General features: G+C 50.2%; 16 protein-coding genes, 1 rRNA gene and 1 riboswitch. Of the genes, 3 read left to right on the top strand and 14 right to left on the bottom strand.

The window, feature by feature from the left end:
• Positions 1–105 precede the first annotated feature (105 nt).
• Complete coding sequence (locus HP552_RS02035; RefSeq protein WP_175394043.1) at positions 106–402, top strand: hypothetical protein; 297 nt, start codon at positions 106–108, stop codon at positions 400–402.
• A gap of 464 nt (positions 403–866) precedes the next feature.
• Here the strand turns inward: HP552_RS02035 and purF are convergent, their stop codons facing one another.
• From purF to HP552_RS01975, 12 genes are all read right to left on the bottom strand, one after another.
• Positions 867–2,345 (bottom strand): amidophosphoribosyltransferase, encoded by a 1,479-nt coding sequence (gene purF, locus HP552_RS02030; RefSeq protein WP_175394042.1) that lies wholly within the window; start codon positions 2,343–2,345, stop codon positions 867–869.
• Positions 2,330–4,573, bottom strand: a complete 2,244-nt coding sequence (purL, locus tag HP552_RS02025; RefSeq protein WP_175394041.1) for a phosphoribosylformylglycinamidine synthase subunit PurL — start codon at positions 4,571–4,573, stop codon at positions 2,330–2,332. Before purL ends, purF begins: the two co-directional genes overlap by 16 nt.
• On the bottom strand, positions 4,551–5,240 hold the full coding sequence (gene purQ / locus HP552_RS02020) for a phosphoribosylformylglycinamidine synthase subunit PurQ (protein WP_095288457.1): 690 nt from the start codon (positions 5,238–5,240) through the stop codon (positions 4,551–4,553). The genes purL and purQ overlap by 23 nt, the downstream gene beginning before the upstream one ends.
• Positions 5,241–5,244: 4 nt before the next feature.
• Entirely contained in the window at positions 5,245–5,490 is a 246-nt protein-coding gene (purS, locus tag HP552_RS02015; RefSeq protein WP_175394040.1) for a phosphoribosylformylglycinamidine synthase subunit PurS, read from the bottom strand.
• A gap of 559 nt (positions 5,491–6,049) precedes the next feature.
• Positions 6,050–6,925, bottom strand: coding sequence for a phosphoribosylaminoimidazolesuccinocarboxamide synthase (locus tag HP552_RS02010; RefSeq protein ID WP_175394039.1), 876 nt, complete (start codon positions 6,923–6,925; stop codon positions 6,050–6,052).
• 233 nt (positions 6,926–7,158) lie between these two features.
• Positions 7,159–8,457 carry an adenylosuccinate lyase gene (gene purB, locus HP552_RS02005; RefSeq protein ID WP_175394038.1) on the bottom strand — a complete coding sequence of 433 codons (1,299 nt, stop codon included), beginning with the start codon at positions 8,455–8,457 and terminating at the stop codon, positions 7,159–7,161.
• A complete protein-coding gene (gene purK, locus HP552_RS02000) occupies positions 8,454–9,650 on the bottom strand; it encodes a 5-(carboxyamino)imidazole ribonucleotide synthase (protein WP_246310725.1) in 1,197 nt (398 codons plus the stop codon). The genes purB and purK overlap by 4 nt, the downstream gene beginning before the upstream one ends.
• Positions 9,647–10,132, bottom strand: coding sequence for a 5-(carboxyamino)imidazole ribonucleotide mutase (gene purE / locus HP552_RS01995; protein WP_095288499.1), 486 nt, complete (start codon positions 10,130–10,132; stop codon positions 9,647–9,649). Before purE ends, purK begins: the two co-directional genes overlap by 4 nt.
• A gap of 193 nt (positions 10,133–10,325) precedes the next feature.
• Positions 10,326–10,427: riboswitch (purine riboswitch) on the bottom strand.
• A 272-nt stretch (positions 10,428–10,699) separates the two neighbouring features.
• Positions 10,700–11,134 carry a universal stress protein gene (locus tag HP552_RS01990; RefSeq protein WP_175394037.1) on the bottom strand — a complete coding sequence of 145 codons (435 nt, stop codon included), beginning with the start codon at positions 11,132–11,134 and terminating at the stop codon, positions 10,700–10,702.
• 152 nt (positions 11,135–11,286) lie between these two features.
• A complete protein-coding gene (locus HP552_RS01985; protein WP_175394036.1) occupies positions 11,287–11,550 on the bottom strand; it encodes a DUF1294 domain-containing protein in 264 nt (87 codons plus the stop codon).
• 129 nt (positions 11,551–11,679) lie between these two features.
• The gene (locus HP552_RS01980) at positions 11,680–11,817 is read right to left on the bottom strand and encodes a hypothetical protein (protein WP_167301682.1); all 138 of its coding nucleotides are present in this window, start codon (positions 11,815–11,817) and stop codon (positions 11,680–11,682) included.
• Positions 11,818–11,986: 169 nt separating this feature from the next.
• Entirely contained in the window at positions 11,987–14,116 is a 2,130-nt protein-coding gene (locus tag HP552_RS01975) for a DNA topoisomerase III (protein WP_175394035.1), read from the bottom strand.
• Positions 14,117–14,468: 352 nt separating this feature from the next.
• Between HP552_RS01975 and HP552_RS01970 the strand changes: the two genes are divergently transcribed.
• Positions 14,469–16,403 (top strand): amidase family protein, encoded by a 1,935-nt coding sequence (locus tag HP552_RS01970; protein WP_175394034.1) that lies wholly within the window; start codon positions 14,469–14,471, stop codon positions 16,401–16,403.
• Between the two features lie 129 nt (positions 16,404–16,532).
• Here the strand turns inward: HP552_RS01970 and HP552_RS01965 are convergent, their stop codons facing one another.
• Positions 16,533–17,537: a ketoacyl-ACP synthase III gene (locus tag HP552_RS01965; RefSeq protein WP_175394033.1), complete on the bottom strand. Its 1,005-nt coding sequence runs from the start codon at positions 17,535–17,537 to the stop codon at positions 16,533–16,535.
• Positions 17,538–17,842: 305 nt separating this feature from the next.
• Between HP552_RS01965 and HP552_RS01960 the strand changes: the two genes are divergently transcribed.
• Positions 17,843–18,397, top strand: coding sequence for an NADPH-dependent FMN reductase (locus HP552_RS01960; protein WP_175394032.1), 555 nt, complete (start codon positions 17,843–17,845; stop codon positions 18,395–18,397).
• A 126-nt stretch (positions 18,398–18,523) separates the two neighbouring features.
• On the opposite strand, the gene rrf is transcribed toward HP552_RS01960, so the two are convergent.
• Positions 18,524–18,623 (bottom strand): 5S ribosomal RNA (gene rrf / locus HP552_RS01955); the annotation flags it as partial.

Raw genomic sequence — 18,623 nt, 5'->3', positions numbered from 1 at the left:
CTCCCACCCGGGAGGACCCCAAAGGACCTTGGCAGGCCCTCTGGACACCCGCCAAACAAGCGGTGCTGAGGTGGCTGGTATGATCTTGCTATGGTTGGTTCGTTCATGTGCTCGCGTGTTTGTTCGCCATGCCGCTGGCTTTTAGCCGCGCCTAGGCGAACCACGCTTGACTGCGCTGCGGGGCAAGCCCGCTTGGGCAGCTGCTTCGCCTTGCTGCCTGTGCCCCTGTTGCTCCGCAAGGCGGGGCTTAAGGGATCGGGCAGTGCCCGGTGGCAGCTGCTTCGCTCCGCTGCCTGTGCCCCTGTTGCTCCGCAAGGCGGGGCTAATGGCTCGGGCGGGGCCCGGTGGCAGCTGCTTCGCCTTGCTGCCTGTGCCCCTGTTGCTCCGCAAGGCGGGGCTTAAGGGCTCGGGCGGCGCACGGCGGCTGCTGCTTTGCACCGCTGCCTGTGCCCCTGTTGCTCCGCAAGGCGAGGCTGAAGGGCTCGGGCAATGCCCGGTGGCAGCTGCTTCGCACCGCTGCCTGAGCCCCTGTTGCTCCGCAAGGCGGGGCTGAAGGGCTCGGGCAGGGCCCGGTGGCTGCTGCTTCGCCTTGCTGCCTGTGCCCCTGTTGCTCCGCAAGGCGGGGCTTAAGGGCTCGGGCGATGCCAGGTGGCAGCTGCTTCGCCTTGCTGCCTGGCCCCTGTTGCTCCGCAAGGCGGGGCTATGGGCTCGGGCGATGCCCGGGACAGCTGCTTCGCCTTGCTGCCTGAGCCCCTGTTGCTCCGCAAGGCGGGGCTTATGGGCTCGGGCGATGCCCGGGGCAGCTGCTTCGCCTTGCTGCCTGAGCCCCTGTTGCTCCTTAAGGCGGGGCTATGGGCTTGGGCTGCTTAGCAGCTGCAGCCGAATTTCTCTTCGCCGCCGAAGTCGAGGTTGGTTGGGTAATCATTATCGAAACATGCGAGGCAGAGCCCGCCTTTATAGTCATCCTGATTGTCTCCCTGAATCGATGCAATCAGTCCATCGGGACTGAGAAAAGCCAGGGAGTCCGCGTTGATCTCACGACAGATCTCTTCCACCGACAGCTGTGAGGCGATAAGTTCGCGGCTGTCGGGCGTATCGATGCCGTAGAAACACGGGTTTTTGAACGGCGGCGACGTTATTCGTACGTGTACTTCGGTTGCTCCGGCATCACGCAGCATGTTCACGATCCGGCGGGATGTCGTACCCCGTACAATGGAATCATCAATCATGACAACGCGTTTGCCTTCAACCACACGGCGCACGGCGCTCAGCTTCATCTTCACGCCCTGCTCACGCAATTCCTGACTTGGCTGGATAAACGTACGTCCGGTGTATTTGTTCTTGATCATGCCCATCTCATATGGGATACCAGTTTGCTCAGCATATCCAATTGCCGCGGAAATACTGGAGTCCGGTACACCTGTGACCAGATCGGCATCCACAAATGATTCGATCGCCATGCGTCCACCCATCCGCTTACGAGCAGCGTGCTGGTTGGCACCATTCATATCACTATCCGGACGGGCAAAATAAATATATTCCATCGCACACAGCGCCTTGCGGTGTTTGTGATGGTCGAAGCGGTCTTCATGCAAACCATCTGCGTCCAATACCAGCAGCTCACCCGGTTCAATATCGCGGATCAATTCCGCGCCGATCGTTTCAAGCGCACAAGTCTCGGATGCGAACAGATACGCATCCCCCAATTTGCCCATCGTCAGCGGACGCAGACCATGGGGATCAGAAGCAACGAGCAGCTTGTCGTTGGTCATGATCAGAAACGCATAACCACCGACAATACGCTGGAATGCATCCTTAGCAGCTTCCACCAAACCCTTCGATGAACGTGCAATCAGATGCGCAATGACCTCCGTATCACTGGTTGTCTGGAAGATCGATCCGCTCTGTTCCAGTTCACGACGGATGGTTGGTGCATTCACGATATTCCCGTTGGTTGCTACGGCCAGATCTCCGTCACGATATTTGAAAACCAAAGGCTGAGCGTTTGTCAGTTTACTGTCACCGCTTGTGGAATACCGAACGTGACCTATGGAAATATCACCGGACAGGGTCTGCATCAGATCTTTGGTGAACACTTCCTTCACCAGACCCATACCGCGATGATAGTGGAATTCATTGCCGTCACTTACACACATGCCTGCACTTTCTTCGCCTCGATGCTGCAGGGCGTGCAAACCATAATAGGAGAGCGATGCAGCGTCAGGGTGTTTGAACACCCCGAACACTCCGCATTCTTCCTTCAATTTGTCGAGTCCTTCCTTGCCGGACCCCTCGTTATAATAATCGCCTGTCCACCACTGTCCTGTCGTCAGTTCATGAGACATGGAATCGCATCCTCCCAGACCTGAGCCAAACCTCCTACAGGTTCGTTCACGGCTGATGTTCCGTTCAATTCGATCGTCAAGTTACTTCCTTCTACACGTCCAATCACAGCTACAGGTACCCCGCGCTCACGTACAAACGCTTCAAGTTGGCCCGCTTGCTCCGGTGAAGCCGACAGCAGGATACGGGACTGGCTCTCACTAAAGAGCGCATGATCTGCACGCAGTGCAGTTTCCACATTGACCTGTGCACCCACGTTGCCGCTGATGCAGGATTCTGCCAATGCCACAGCCAGACCGCCTTCAGACAAGTCATGTGCCGAGCGAACAAGTCCGGATTGGATGGCTTCCAGCACGGTGCTGAGCAACGCTTTTTCGGTTTGCAAATTCAGCTCTGGCGGACGGCCTTCCGTTTTGCCATGAACCGCGTATTGCAGCTCGCTGCCGCCCAGCTCAGCTTTGGTCTCACCGAGGAGGATAATGACATCGCCTTCGGATTTGAATCCTTGTGTCGTGATATGATCCGTGTCATGAACGAGACCTACCATACCGACCACTGGCGTTGGATAGATCGAGCCTTTGGCGTTTTCGTTATACAAACTCACGTTACCACCAATAACCGGTGTATCCAGCACGCGGCAAGCTTCTGCCATACCGTCTACCGCTTTTTCCATCTGCCAGAAGATATCCGGCTTCTCCGGGTTACCAAAGTTCAGGTTGTCCGTAATCGCCAGCGGCTCTGCACCGGAACATACAATGTTACGCGCTGCTTCACTCACGGCAATCCGTCCGCCTACTTCAGGATCCAGATAGACATAACGTCCGTTACAGTCCGTTGTCATCGCCAGACCTTTGCGAGTTCCGCGAATGGTAATAACCGCTGCATCCGAGCCTGGACGAACTGCAGTGCTGGTACGCACCATATAATCGTATTGATCGTAAACCCACTTTTTGCTTGCTACCGTAGGCGAAGCCAACACCTGTTTCAGCGCGCCGCCGAGATCCGACACTTCATCGTAACGCAGGGTGTCGATTGAAGCGCTTTGCTCGTAGTAAGCCGGTACCGAAGATGGCTTGTTGTACACCGGACACTCGTCCACCAGCGCTGTAACTGGCATGTCACCAACCACTTCGCCGTGATGGTACAGCTTCAAACGTCCGTCATCGGTAACTTTACCGACTTTTGCACAGATGACGCCCCAACGTTCAAAAATCTCCATGGCCTGCGCCTCATCCTTCGGCTCAACAACGAACAGCATCCGTTCCTGGGACTCGGACAGCATCATCTCATAAGGCGTCATGCCTTCTTCACGCTGTGGTACCTGATCCAGATACAATTCCAGACCATTACCCGCTTTACTTGCCATCTCCGCACTGGAGCACGTCAGGCCTGCTGCACCCATATCCTGAATACCAAGCACGATCCCTGTGTCGATCAGTTCCAGACAGGATTCCATCACGAGTTTCTCCATGAATGGGTCACCGACTTGAACCGCTGTCTTCTTGGACTCGGATTCTTCCGTCAGTTCTACCGATGCAAACGTTGCGCCGTGAATTCCGTCGCGGCCAGTTGGAGGACCAACGTAGTACACCGGGTTTCCTACGCCCTTGGCTACACCGCGCTGGATTTTGTCATGATCGATCAAGCCTACGCACATTGCATTTACAAGTGGGTTGCCTTCATAACTTTCGTCGAACATAACTTCCCCAGCTACCGTTGGAATTCCGATACAGTTACCATAACCGGCAATACCGGAAACGACATGTTCAAACAGGTATTTCACGCGGTCACTCTCCAGCTTGCCGAAACGAAGCGAGTTCAGCAGGGCTACCGGTCTGGCACCCATGGAGAAAATATCACGAATGATGCCGCCCACACCTGTTGCCGCACCTTGGTAAGGCTCAACCGCGGAAGGGTGGTTATGGCTTTCAATTTTGAATACAACCGCCTGGTTGTCACCGATATCCACGATCCCGGCACCTTCACCCGGTCCCATCAGGACACGTGGTCCACTGGTTGGGAAACGGCGCAACAACGGCTTGGAGTTTTTGTACGCACAGTGCTCGGACCACATGACACTAAATACACCGATTTCCGTGTAATTCGGCTTGCGTCCCATGAATTCACAGATCAGCTCATACTCGCTGTCCGACACGCCCATTTGTGCGTAAAGTTTATGTTCTGCGACCTGTTCTGCTGTCGGTTCCTTAGCGGATAGCTGCTGCGTCATGCCGATCCCTCCATGCTTTCAAAATAGATGTAAACATACGTTTGCCGTCTTCTGAGCCCAGCAGCGAGTCCACTGCGCGCTCCGGATGCGGCATCATGCCGACCACGTTTCCGCCCTCATTACAGATTCCTGCGATATCGCCCAGGGAACCGTTCGGGTTACTGCCATACGTAAATACGATCTGGTTGTTCGCCTGCAAACTCGCCAGCGTCTCCTCGTCGCAGTAATAGTTTCCTTCACCGTGAGCAATCGGGATGATAATTTCTTCCCCTGGAGCATAGTCACGTGTAAATGGTGTATCTGCATTCGTCACTTTCAATACCGTATCATGACAACGGAATTTCAATGACATATTGCGGATCAATGCTCCCGGAAGCAGTCCCGCTTCGGTCAGGATCTGGAATCCGTTGCAAATACCGAGAATATATTTGCCTTGTTCAGCAGCCTTGGCTACCTCATTCATTACTGGTGCGAAGCGGGAAATCGCCCCACAGCGCAAGTAGTCTCCATAGGAGAAACCACCCGGAACCAGGATACAATCATACGCCGATAGATCCGTTGCCGTGTGCCATACATAATCAACCTCTTGCCCAATGGCGTCTTCTACTGCTTTGTAACAGTCAATATCGCAGTTGGAGCCAGGAAACACAAGAACTGCAAATTTCATGGGATTAACCCTCCAATTCGTAGCGGTAATCTTCAACAACGGTGTTGGCCAGCAGCTTCTCGCACATCACAGTCAAACGTTTTTCCGCTTCTTCACGATCTGTCGTATCCAGGGTCAGTTCCATGACTTTACCGATCCGTACACTTTCCACTTCATTGAATCCCATCGAGTGCAGGGCGCCTTGAACGGCTACTCCTTGCGGGTCGAGTACGCTTTGCTTAATAGTGACATAGACGGTTGCTTTGATCATGATCCTTATGTTCCTCCTCAGTAATGAACGGGATAAATGCTTTATGCTGTTAAAAAAGTGGTTTGGGAGCTTGGAGCTTGCTTCGGGGCGGATTGTTCTTCCGGTCGCTGTTGTCCCCAGGTTTTTCTGATTATTTTGAACCGCTGTGCGGTCAAAACCTGGGGACAAAGGCGAACGCTAACGCTCCTTTAAGAACAATTCCGCCCCTTCGCTAGTCCATGCGACGTTTTTTTAAAGGCTTAAATTTTTTACGTTGCACGGTGTGTAATGGTCTAGCGTGATACCTGACCATTCCGTGAATCGATGAAATGGTCTTCAAGTTACTTACGTAGTCAGTGTTTTTTATCTCGCAACTTTTTCTGGCTTTCCTAACTGACGGAAGCCGATGCTCTAAATTGCCTCATCCCCAGTTTGATACTGGCGGAGGGAAAGATTGAGCTGGAGAAGCGGAGCGTTCGCCTTTGCAACCGGAATGTTTCCTTTTGAAAATGGATCCCAACCAAAACATTCCGGGGGCAACAGCGATCGAAAGCCAAACATTCCCGCAGCTTGCTCAAACTTACTTTTCCGTTAAACGGTTATAAATATCGACGTATCTTGCTGTTGTTGCCTCCACCACCGCTTGTGGCAGCGGATCGGGCTTACTGTTCTTGTCCCAATCGGATCCTGCCAGATAGGTGCGCACCGGTTCTTTGTCCATGCTGTCGATCTCGATGTCGAGTGCGTAATTTTCTTTGGCCCAGAAGCGCGAAGCATCCGGGGTGAAAATTTCGTCGATCAGGATAACCTTGCCATCCACGATACCAAACTCAAATTTGCAGTCTGCGAGGATGATCCCACGCTGGTTACAGTAATCCCGAGCGAATTCATACAGACGCAGGCTTTTTTCCTGAAGCTCCATTGCCAGCGTATCCCCAACCAGTTCTTTCATTCGGTCCATCGGGATGTCTTCGTCATGACCTACATCATTTTTGGCTGCCGGGGTGAAAATGGGGCTTTCGAGCTTGGCGTTTTTGCGAAGTCCTTCCGGCAGTTGGATGCCGTTGACCTCTCCGCTCTTCTCATACTGTCTCCATCCGCCTCCAGTAATGTATCCACGCACTACACATTCGATATCAATGCGTTCAGCTTTGCGGGTCACCATAATCCGATCTTTCAGAAGTTCCGGTTCCACAATCAGGTCACCCAATCGGTTCAGGTCCGTGTGCACCACATGGTTGTCCATCATGTCCCTCGTCAGTTCAAACCAGAAGCTGCTGAGTTTATTCAGCACATTGCCTTTCTCGGGAACCGCCGGGTCCAGCACGTAGTCAAAAGCCGAAATTCGGTCCGTGACCACGATCAGAAAATGTTCCCCCAGGTCGTACAATTCACGTACTTTTCCTTTATATAACAGAGGTGCTTTAACGAGATCTGCCGCTGTGGACAGTGCCATGGAGGCTCACCTTCTTTCAGGAGATATAAGGCTATGAACAGAACCGCGATGGTGCACACTCCACTCCGATGCCAGAACAATCTTCCGATCGCTGTTATCCCCAGATTTTTATGATCCACTTTTATAAAGTGAAAATCCGGGGATAAAGGCGAACGCTCTGCTTCTGCAGATTTGCTCTGTCCTCTCCGTTCCTTGCTGGCCCATCATTCTGTTCTCTAGCCTTATTAGAGAAATTAGTTGGTCAAGCCAAGCTTCTTGAAGATCGTGTCCACGTGCTTCAGGTGCCAGGACGGGTTGAATGCATCTTCGATTTCCTCTTCGCTCAGCACTTCGGTGATTTCCGGTGTCGATTTCACGATATCCTTGAACTGACGTTGTTCTTCCCATGCCTGCATGGCACGTGGTTGAACGGTATCATATGCCTGTTCACGGCTGAAGCCTTTGTCGATCAGCTTGGTCAGTACGCGTCCAGAGAATGGAACACCGAAGGTACGCTCCATGTTGCGCTTCATGTTTTCAGGGAACACCGTCAGGTTTTTCACAATGTTACCGAAACGGTTCAGCATGTAGTTCAGCAGCATCGTTGCATCCGGGAGGATGACGCGTTCTACGGAAGAGTGCGAGATATCACGCTCATGCCACAGGGTTACGTTCTCGTATGCCGATACCATATGTCCACGAATGACGCGGGACAGACCGGAGATGTTTTCGCTACCGATTGGGTTACGCTTGTGCGGCATCGCAGATGATCCTTTTTGACCTTTGGCAAATGCCTCTTCCACTTCACGGAATTCACTCTTTTGCAGTGCACGAACTTCAGTAGCGAACTTGTCCAGGGATGTTGCAATCAATGCCAGTGTGGCCATGTATTCCGCATGACGGTCACGCTGCAGGGTTTGCGTGGAGATCGGTGCAGGCTTCGTGCCCAGCTTCTCGCAGACGAATTCTTCTACAAACGGATCGATGTTCGCATAAGTTCCTACCGCACCCGAGATTTTACCGTACTGCACGTTGTCTGCCGCATGGCGGAAACGTTCCAGGTTCCGTTTCATCTCTTCATGCCACAAAGCCATTTTCAAACCAAAGGTTGTTGGCTCGGCATGCACCCCGTGTGTACGACCCATCATCGGTGTGTGCTGGTAAGCCAGTGCTTTGTCACGCAGGATTTCGATAAAATTCACGATGTCGCGTTCCAGAATCTCATTCGCCTGACGCAATACATAACCCAGAGCCGTATCTACGACATCCGTGGAGGTCAGTCCGTAATGCACCCATTTCCGCTCCGCACCCAGACTTTCGGATACTGTACGTGTGAAAGCAATAACATCATGACGTGTTTCCTGCTCGATTTCATAGATGCGGTCGATATCAAAAGAAGCGTTTTGGCGAAGCAATGCTGCTTCTTCCTTAGGGATAACACCGAGTTCCGCCCATGCTTCACATGCACAAATTTCAACTTCCAACCAGGACTTGAATTTATTTTCCTCCGTCCAGATGGCTCTCATTTCGGGTCTACTATAACGTTCGATCATGAATTTGTATTCCTCCAGATATTAGTTTGTTCAATCCATTGCAATGCTTCTTCAACATTCTGACAGAGCAGATTGACATGCCCCATCTTCCGTCCTGTTTTCGCATCGGCTTTGCCATATATATGAAGCTTGGGAATGACACCAAGTTCCATCGCTTCGATATCAGGTTGACCCGTTCTTGCGATGATTCCTTCCAGATGTTCTCCAAGCACATTGACCATAACGACCGGACTTAACAGTGTAGTGTCTCCAAGCGGCAATCCGCAGATGGCACGAATGTGCTGCTCGAATTGTGAGGTCGCACAGGCTTCCATCGTGTAGTGACCGGAATTATGCGGCCTTGGAGCCAGCTCGTTCACATACAGTCTTCCATCTGCCGCAACAAACAGCTCCACCGCCAGCAATCCAACCGCCTGCAAGGATTCGGCCACAGCCGCTGCGAGCTTCTGTGCTTCGATCTGTATATTCGTAGCCACTCTTGCCGGAATGATCGATGCATGCAAAATGTTATTCACATGAATGTTCTCCGCCGGTGGGAATGTCTTGATCTCCCCATTAGTACTTCGTGCAACGACAACGGAGATTTCGCATTCAAACTTGATAAATTGCTCCAGCACCAGTTCCGCTCCGGTAGCTGCAAGCTCATCATAAGCCGATGCTGCCTGGCTTGCATCCCGGATGACCCGCTGGCCTTTGCCATCGTACCCTCCGGTTACTGTCTTCAGTACACAAGGTACACCAAGTTCGCTTACAGCGGATTGCATGGTATCCTTGCTTGTAATTTCCCGATAAGGCGCCACTCTTACGCCTGCAGCTTCAATGGCCCGTTTCTCACGCAACCGATGCTGGGTGGTATACAATAACGCACTTCCTTGCGGTACATAGGATTCACGTTCCAGCAAGCCCGCAACACCTGCATCCACATTTTCAAACTCATACGTAATCACATCACACTGACGGGCCAGCTCAAGTGCTGCAGCTTCATCGTCATATGCCGCCTCAATCTGATGGGCTACCTGTCCACAAGGTGAATCCGTCGCCGGATCCAGCGTGACAAAACGGTATCCCATCGCAGTCCCGGCTAACGTCAGCATTCGTCCAAGCTGTCCGCCTCCCAGAATTCCAATGGTCGTTTTCCCTGGCAGCAGGACGCGTTCAGCCATCCCGGCAGCATTCAATTCCGTTTTACTCATAGCTCATCACTGCTTTCCAGTACTTCACGTTTGATACGCTCTCTGCGAGCTTCGCAGCGATTCCGGACATCCTCATCGAAGGCGCCGATCATCTGGGCCGCAAGCAGCCCCGCATTGGTTGCCCCTGCCTTCCCGATGGCTACTGTTGCAACAGGGATTCCACCAGGCATTTGAACAATAGATAACAGGGAATCGAGACCATTCAATGCCTTGGACTGCACAGGTACTCCGATTACCGGAAGCATCGTTTTGGAAGCAACCATACCTGGAAGATGTGCTGCTCCGCCTGCACCTGCAATGATAACCTTGAATCCACGCTCGGTGGCCTGCTCGGCATATTCAAACATCAGATCTGGTGTGCGATGCGCGGATACGACCTTTTTTTCATACCCAATCTCCAGTTCGTCCAGCACCTCACACGCATGCTTCATCGTTTCCCAATCCGACTTGCTGCCCATAATTACAGCGACCTGCACTGACATGAATACATCCAACTCCCGTCTGAGCTTTTTTGATAGCAACATCACTTGCATAAATGCGTTTCCTCGTGAAATGAAAAAATCCGCTACCCGCGAAAACATCACATTTTCTCCGGACACCGGACTCCAAGAAATACGTATCCCGCATTTGGGCATGCCAAAAGGGGGCTTGCTGTCCGCATCCATATTCATGCGACTCTCAGCCGTATCTCCTCGTAGTCCGGAAATTTACGGTTTCCGGGTAGATACTTCCGGGCCTTATCCCCGGCGTTATACGAGCAAATATCTATTTCAATCCCACGACTCATTTCTGTTCAGCCGTGTACAGCTTTCGTTCCTACTCGACCTTATTCTTACCTGATCGACACATCTAACATTCTAACAATCCCCTACAGCTAATGTCAACTTAAAGACGAACATTTAACATATTGACAAATGTATTGTTCGTGATTGAGGCACTTTTCTTGGTTTGCATATCCATTTCATCCCATAAAAGAAAGCCGGCCTCTCTTCAGTTGATCGAAGACAGCCGGCTTCCCGCTACTATTTTAATACATACATGTATATTGCTTATTTCACGATCAGTACAGGAACTTGAGCATGCTGCACTACGTTATGACTGACACTGCCCAACACAAATTCACGAATGCCGCCAAGTCCACGACTTCCGATTACAATAACATCTGATCCATTTTCCTTAGCGTAATCAAGCAGTACTTCTGCTGCCGCTCCCTGAATCAGGTCCACGTTTGCCGTAACTCCCGCAGCTTTAACGCGTTCTTTGGCTTCATCCGTCGTCTGCACAGCCAAGTTGTAATAATCATTATTGAGTGATGGCGGCAGCGGCGCAAGCCCTTCCCCGATGAATACACGCGGGAAATCAAAGGCATGAATGACATCAATGACAGCATCCGGAGATACCTTAGCCAGCTCAATCGCACGATCCAGTGCCTTGTTTGAAGCTTTCGATCCGTCGTAAGCCACTAATATTTTAGAGAATAACATGTAAATCCCGTCCCTTCCTTATATGTAGAAACTCCGAAGCCAAATGCTCCGGTCTGACATAAAAACAAATACAGAACCATGTAACCCTATAAACGTTATCAAGCCGATATGAACCAATTACCTCATGTTGCAGCAGGCAGCACCTCTATGTTCTATTTCAGAAAATATCCATAGATGACGGCATTCAGAAACAATAGAAGTGGAATTCCGATGGTGAAGCTCGGATGTTTGGTTTTGTGCCGTTTCCGGTACATCGCGATCCAAACCCCAAGTGCACCTCCAATAAAAGCAAGCAGGAATAACGTCCGTTCGGGTGTACGGTCACGACGTCGCTGCGCCCGCTTTTTGTCATCTGACATCACCAGATAACCTACCACGTTGATAAATATAAACCACAATATGAGTCCGGTTTGCATATAATTCTAGCGGTCCCCCTATCCCGGGACATCTCCCTGTTCCTCCATTATAGTCCTCTGCAGGGACATGATCAACGCGAGAAGGGAGCCGCTAGAATAGATTAATCCATAATCAGTCCCATTAAGAACCTAAGATTCCTGTTTAGGAATACCGTTCAGGCTGGGAACTCTTTTGCCTGCCTTGGTCGGACGTGCTCCGATGCTTTCTTCCCGGATGCTGTCCTTGTTCTGCTGGTTATGAATTTTCTCTGGCTTGTTATGCGGCATCTGTGTCACCTCCTTGGCTTACGTTGCCTGAAAAGGAGGGATCTTATACAGCACCACGCGAAGCGGTTTAATTCACAAAACCTCACCAGTATCCACCTTTTGTTTATACCAACATGATGTTTAGGCAACGATTTCCCTGCAGGTACCCCACAGACCATTTTCAGGGCAATTATTCCCCTTTTTTCTCCATGGCTGCCTTCAACAGATCGCCGAGATTGGAACCGATGGATTCCTGTTTGGCATACTGCTTGACCAGCTTTTGCTGTTCGCGTTTGTTCACGTGCTGCTTGTCTTTGTCCAAGGCTTCCGTGATGCCGCAAGGCAGACATTGCACATACAAGCCCGCTTTTCCTTCCTTCATTTCCATCTTCTTGTGACACTGCGGACAACGACGGTTGGATAACCGTTTCTCTGCCGAGCGGCGATAGCCACAATCCTCAGTGGGACATACGAGAAACTTGCCGCGCTTCCCTTTCTTCTCAAGCAAACGTGCATTACAATCCGGACAGTGACTATTGGACACGTTATGGGGTTTGTACTCCGCCTTGCTACCTTTCACTGTGGAGACCAGCTCTTTTGCCATCGAACGTATACCATCCAGAAAAGGTCCCGGTTTCCCCTGTCCTCGGGCAATCCGTTCCAGTTCAGCCTCCCAGCGGGCTGTTAACTCCGGTGTGCGAAGCTGCGGTGCAGCCAGTTCGATCAGTTGCTTCCCTTTTCCCGTTGGATGCATGCTGTTTCCTTGACGATCAATGGTATCTGAGCTGACCAATTTCTCGATAATATCTGCTCGTGTAGCTGGTGTACCGAGTCCATGCTTCTCCATTTGAGCAAGCAGAGCTGCTTCAGTGTACCGTTTAGGCGGCATCGTTCTCCCGCTTTTAACATGACAACGCTGAACGGTAACCGACTGACCCTGCTGCACATCCGGCAAAAGAGCACGTCCATTGTCTGCTTGATCCTCCGTGCGTTCATCATCGTCATCACTGTAGTCTCCGCCATATACTTCGCGCCAGCCGCTGTCTTTTACCGTGGTTCCTTTGACATGAAAGGAATCATTGCCAACCTGAACGGTAATGGCTACCGAATCGTATTTTGCCGCTGGATAGAACAGACTGATAAAACGGCGTACGATCAGATCATACAGTTTACGCTCCTCTGGATTCAGCTGGTTGAGCAGCACGGTCTGTTCCGTTGGAATGATGGAGTGGTGATCCGTTACCTTGCTATCATCAACGATGCGTTTAGTGATATTCAGATTTTTCCGCAGCAATGGACGCGCCAATGACGCATAGGGTCCGACTGCTACACTATCCAGTCTTTCTTTCAGCGTACCTGTCATGTCCGACGTCAGATAGCGGCTGTCCGTACGCGGATAAGTAACCAGCTTGTGCTGCTCATAGAGACGTTGAAGAACGTTGGAGGTCTGCTTGGCAGAGAAGCCATACTTGCGGTTAGCGTCACGCTGCAGCTCCGTCAGGTCATAGGCCAGTGGATGCGGCTCGACCTTTTCACTTTTTTTCACCTGAGCAATGGTCCCCTTACGTCCATCCACCCGGTTCTTCAATGCCTGGGTATCCTGACTATCGAAGATGCGAGAATCACCACCCGGGGCCCGCCACACGGCCTGAAACTCTCCAAAATCCGCAGTGAATGTCTCATATTCCTGTGAGCGAAATCCATTAATTTCATTTTCCCTGTCCATGATCATGCCTAGTGTGGGAGTCTGTACCCGCCCTGCAGACAACTGTGCATTAAATCGAACCGTCAGCGCCCGCGTCACATTAAGCCCAATCATCCAGTCTGCTTCTGCGCGACAGCGTGCCGATTCGTAGAGACGGTCAAACTGGCTCCCCGGTTTCAGTGAAGCAAATCCTTCCTTGATCGCCTTATCCGTCTGGGAAGAAATCCACAGTCGTTTGAAAGGCTTCTTCCACTGGGCCATCTGCATGATCCACCGTGCGAGCAATTCTCCCTCACGAGCGGCATCGGTTGCGATGACGAGTTCACCAACATCCTGGCGTTTCATGAGCTGCTGCACGGCCTTATATTGATGATTCGTCTCCCTCAACACCTTCAGTTTCGCCCGTTCAGGTAGGATCGGCAAATCCTCGAGATTCCAAGTGGCATACTTCTTGTCGTAATCCTCAGGTTCCGCCAGTCCCACCAGATGACCAAGCGCCCACGTTACAATATATTTAGGACCTTCCAAATAACTTTTATGTTTATCACGCGCGCCCATAACTCTGGCTATTTCGCGTGCCACAGACGGTTTCTCTGCGAGTACCAATGTTTTCACTTCATATCTCTTCCTTTCTTCTTACACCTTATGACCCTCGTTCTATCCTTTCATTATATCATTTCGTACTAACCGTTTGCTGACGCGATCACGATAAACTATTTATCTGATTCCTTTCCCTAAATTTTTATATGTAATAAAACATGACACAAATATAGTTGATTAAATTTCTTCTGTGCACGGGATCAAGAGCATTTGAAAGAAACAACCATATTTATGCAGCTTGTATCCGTTTTTTTGGATAAATATGAGTGTTGTAAGAATACCTTACATCTACTTAAAATGTGACAAAAGCATATCGATCAGTTTCGCTAACACACATCATTTAAGACAGAGAAGGGAGCGTGGATGCATGACTTATCATGGATCTGTATTGAAAAAAAGTGGAGCCCTGTTACTGACGGGAGCAGTCGTCGTTACAACTTGGGGAGGAGCCGTACCATTGGCCTCAGCCGCAACGGCAGCGCCATCAAGTAAAACCAGGGTCGCAGCAGTTTCTGCTGGCAAGGCTCCTGTCACTGCCGCCGCGTTTACAGAAGCCATGGAAGAAGCCGCTACACTTGCAGGTGTGCCTTTTTCAATGGACAAGCTCTCGGGCAAAACCATACAGCGTAAGGATGCAGCTCTAGCCCTCCAAACCTGGCTGAAGCTGGAGTCCACCACAGAGTCGTTCAAGGATGTACCAGACCAGTCCAGTTATGCAGGTGCCATCGGTGCCTTGAATGCCGCCGGATTAATGAAAGGATATACGGATTCCCTCTTCCTGCCTAACGCTGTTCTAACAGAAAATGATGTCGCCATATTGAAAGACCGCATTTATAACTACATAAAGCCAATTGTTCTGGAGGAAGCGACCATTACGGAACTTCAGGCTGCAATGACGCAAGGAAAGCTTACATCCAAGGAACTGGTTCAAATGTATTTGGATCGGATTGAAAAATTCGATGACCAGGGTGTTAGCATTAATGCAGTATTGACCTTGAATCCGGATGCACTCCAAATAGCTGAGACTTTGGACGAAGAACGTGCAGCCCAAGGATCACGTGGTCCTCTGCATGGTATTCCGGTACTTGTAAAAGACAACTTTGATACAAATGACATGCCTACCACTGCCGGTTGTATCTGTCTGAAAGATTCCGTACCTTCCCAGGATGCGGAACAGGTGAAGAAGCTCAAGGAAGCCGGTGCCATCATCCTGGGCAAAACAAACCTGCATGAATTTGCGTTCGGCATTACTACATCCAGTTCATTGGGTGGACAAACTCTGAACCCTTACGCACTGGATCACTATCCTGGTGGCTCCAGCGGTGGAACAGGGGCAGCCATTGCCTCCAACTTTGCCGCAGCCGGCATGGGTACAGACACAGGTGGATCGATCCGTATTCCATCCAGCTTCAACAGCCTTGTTGGTATCCGTCCAACAATCGGGTTGTCCAGCCGTGAAGGGATCATCCCGCTGGCACTGACTCAGGATGTGGGTGGCCCTATGGCTCGTACGGTTAGTGACGCAGCAATCATGCTGGACGCTACGGCGGGTTATGACAAAGATGATGTTGCTACAGCCTACGCCGTAGGCAAAATCCCGTCCAGCTATACCGATTTCCTGGATGTGAACGGCTTGAAAGGTGCACGTATCGGTGTGGCCGCAGAGCTCATCCCAAGCACCAAAGCGGAAGAGAAAGCAGTTGCTGATGTTATTAACAATGCAGTGGAAGAACTGAAGTCCCTCGGTGCAACCGCTGTACCAATCAGCATTCCGAACCTGGAAGAAATCAATAAGTATCCGAGCTTGAGCGGATATGAATTCAAGTTCCAGCTCAACGACTATCTGGAGTCACTGGGTGATGAAGCACCATATCACAGCCTGTCGGAGATCATCGCTTCAGGAGAGTTTGACAAAACTCAAGAGCAATCCATGAAGGCTCGTGATGCACGGGAAACATTGGAAACAACCGAGTACAAAGACATTGTACTGAAGCGTACTCAGATTACGCGTGAATCATTGCTCAAAGTGATGGCAGACAATAACCTGGATGCCATCGTCTATCCTACTTCCACACAGGCTGCTGGTGTAATCGGTGAAGGCCAGAACTCGGGTGGAAATAACCGGTTAAGTCCTTTCTCCGGTTTCCCGGCGATCACCGTACCTGCTGGATTTACTACAGACGGTTTGCCTGTAGGCATCGAATTCCTGGGCCGTGCCTTTGATGAAGGTACATTGATCAAACTGGCCTATAGCTACGAGCAAGGCACACATCACCGCCAAGCTCCTAAACTTACACCATAACTCTTCACGTTGAAAAAAATGCATAAATAAACAAAAGGTACACTTACCTCAACATGAGAGGTGAGTGTACTTTTTGTATTACCAGTAAAAACAATCTGTGTTTTCCAATCCACTGCTCTGACATCTATGTTACTTCGTTAGATCCGAATCAGGAACTCTCCATTCCATCACAAGTCCAGCATAGGTTAGACCGCCTCCGAATCCGAACAAGGCGAGACGCTGCCCCTGCTTCACTTTTCCTTCATCCACGGCCAACTGAATCGCTAGAGGTATGGATGCGGCTGAAGTATTACCGCGATATTCCATGCTGGTCAGTGTACGCTCCAGCGAGACGGGACCACGCTCGCACACAGCCTCGATCATTCTCATGTTGGCGCTATGCGGCACGAACCAGTCAATCTGCTCAACCTGCAGTCCGGCTTTGGCAATGAGTTTTGGCAGCTGCTCGGGAATCAGCCGGACAGCCCATTTGTATATTTCTCGGCCGTTTTGCACAAGGCGTCCGTTCCCCTGAAGGGATACTCCATTCATCTCGGAGGAAAGCCCACTGCTATAGACATGTAAGCCGCCCTCACCCTGAGTTCCGGACACCGCTGCGAGAGTATTCCCCTGTCCTTCTGTCCGCTCCAACAAAAACGCTCCTGCTCCATCGCCAAACAAAATGCATGTCGTACGATCGGTGTAATCAGTAATTTTCGATAATGTCTCTGCGCCAATCACCAGCACTTTGCGATACATACCGCTGGTAATCATGCTATCGGCCAACTGCAGTCCATAAACAAATCCTGCGCAGGCTGCGCTCAAATCAAGTGCCCCTGTCTGAGGAATGTTCAGTTGTGCTTGTACTCTGGATGCCGTGCTCGGAAAAGCATACTCCGGTGTACTTGTCGCCACCAGAATCATATCAACATCATGAACGCTAACACCGTATCGACGAATCATGTCTTCCACAGCTTTGACTGCCAGATCGGATACATACTGATCCTCAGCTGCAATACGCCGTTCTCTCATTCCAGTGCGCTGCACAATCCATTCATCATTGGTATCCACCATTTTTTCCAAATCAGCATTACTTAATATACGATCCGGTACATAAGTGCCCATGGCCGTAATCGTTGCTTTCGATTGAATCATACCGGTGATCACCTCGTTAGTTTTTTTACTATTATAGCACTAAGTATTAGTACTTGGTACTAAAATTTGATGAAAATTGATTTATCGTTGATTATTCCGTGGATAAATGTGAATCATTGCTGCCCTTCTAATCTTCATTACCTTACATTTGGCATGTAGATCGTATGAAGAAGGATAACCCCTTTTCTGTTTAATATGAAGAATGCCTTAAATAAAGCCATGACCTATAGACACTTCATTCGTTAAGGTGGACAATAAACAAATCGTTTAACATTACTGATAGATAGAGATGAGGATTTAACCATATGGAAAGAGACATTAACATCCTTGCGATTTCCGGAAGCCTGCGAAAACAATCCACGAACACCCTACTCATGCAGGCTATGATAGAACTTGCTCCCTCTGTTTTAAACTTCCAAGTATATGATCAGTTGAATGACCTCGCACACTTCAACCCGGATCTGGATGTAGATGACGGTCCAGTTGCTGTCCAACATTTAAGATCCCAATTGAAACAAGCAGACGGTGTCCTGGTCTGTACACCTGAGTACGGGAACGGTATCCCGGGTGTTTTAAAAAATGCATTAGATTGGATTGTATCTTCCGGAGAATGGATGAATAAACCTACAGTGGTCGTTGCAGCTTCTCCCAGCCCATTGGGCGGTGATAAAGCCCATGCTTCCATACTGCTAACTTTAAACATGATTAATGCTCATATTCTATATGACGCCTCATTTACAATCCCTCACATTACAATGAAAATGAACAAACAAGGTGAAGTCATCGACCCCGATACCAAAAAGGCATTACGAAATTCACTTTTACACTTAGCTGAAGTGCTTACTATCGAGAAGAAGTAATATACATGTTTCTTAAAAACAAAAAAACAGCCCGAAATGTTCTATCGGGCTGTTAAAAAATTATAATCAGTACTCACTCATAGTAAAATAAAAACCACCACCGAATATCATCGGCAGTGGTTCTTTGCTTGGCAACGTCCTACTCTCCCAGGACCCTTCGGTCCAAGTACCATCGGCGCTAGAGGGCTTAACGGTCGTGTTCGGGATGGGTACGTGTGGAACCCCT

Origin of the sequence: Paenibacillus xylanilyticus (genome assembly GCF_013359935.1) — a bacterium.
In the GTDB taxonomy this organism is placed as follows: domain Bacteria; phylum Bacillota; class Bacilli; order Paenibacillales; family Paenibacillaceae; genus Paenibacillus; species Paenibacillus xylanilyticus.
This window is presented reverse-complemented; position numbering and strand designations above follow the sequence as displayed.

What these genes read in the sequence shown, in the direction of transcription:
- HP552_RS02035 (WP_175394043.1), top strand. Translation starts at nt 106, where the DNA reads ATGTGCTCGCGTGTTTGTTCGCCATGCCGCTGGCTTTTAGCCGCGCCT.
- purF (WP_175394042.1), bottom strand. Translation starts at nt 2,345, where the DNA reads ATGTCTCATGAACTGACGACAGGACAGTGGTGGACAGGCGATTATTAT.
- purL (WP_175394041.1), bottom strand. Translation starts at nt 4,573, where the DNA reads ATGACGCAGCAGCTATCCGCTAAGGAACCGACAGCAGAACAGGTCGCA.
- purQ (WP_095288457.1), bottom strand. Translation starts at nt 5,240, where the DNA reads ATGAAATTTGCAGTTCTTGTGTTTCCTGGCTCCAACTGCGATATTGAC.
- purS (WP_175394040.1), bottom strand. Translation starts at nt 5,490, where the DNA reads ATGATCAAAGCAACCGTCTATGTCACTATTAAGCAAAGCGTACTCGAC.
- HP552_RS02010 (WP_175394039.1), bottom strand. Translation starts at nt 6,925, where the DNA reads ATGGCACTGTCCACAGCGGCAGATCTCGTTAAAGCACCTCTGTTATAT.
- purB (WP_175394038.1), bottom strand. Translation starts at nt 8,457, where the DNA reads ATGATCGAACGTTATAGTAGACCCGAAATGAGAGCCATCTGGACGGAG.
- purK (WP_246310725.1), bottom strand. Translation starts at nt 9,650, where the DNA reads ATGAGTAAAACGGAATTGAATGCTGCCGGGATGGCTGAACGCGTCCTG.
- purE (WP_095288499.1), bottom strand. Translation starts at nt 10,132, where the DNA reads ATGTCAGTGCAGGTCGCTGTAATTATGGGCAGCAAGTCGGATTGGGAA.
- HP552_RS01990 (WP_175394037.1), bottom strand. Translation starts at nt 11,134, where the DNA reads ATGTTATTCTCTAAAATATTAGTGGCTTACGACGGATCGAAAGCTTCA.
- HP552_RS01985 (WP_175394036.1), bottom strand. Translation starts at nt 11,550, where the DNA reads ATGCAAACCGGACTCATATTGTGGTTTATATTTATCAACGTGGTAGGT.
- HP552_RS01980 (WP_167301682.1), bottom strand. Translation starts at nt 11,817, where the DNA reads ATGCCGCATAACAAGCCAGAGAAAATTCATAACCAGCAGAACAAGGAC.
- HP552_RS01970 (WP_175394034.1), top strand. Translation starts at nt 14,469, where the DNA reads ATGACTTATCATGGATCTGTATTGAAAAAAAGTGGAGCCCTGTTACTG.
- HP552_RS01965 (WP_175394033.1), bottom strand. Translation starts at nt 17,537, where the DNA reads ATGATTCAATCGAAAGCAACGATTACGGCCATGGGCACTTATGTACCG.
- HP552_RS01960 (WP_175394032.1), top strand. Translation starts at nt 17,843, where the DNA reads ATGGAAAGAGACATTAACATCCTTGCGATTTCCGGAAGCCTGCGAAAA.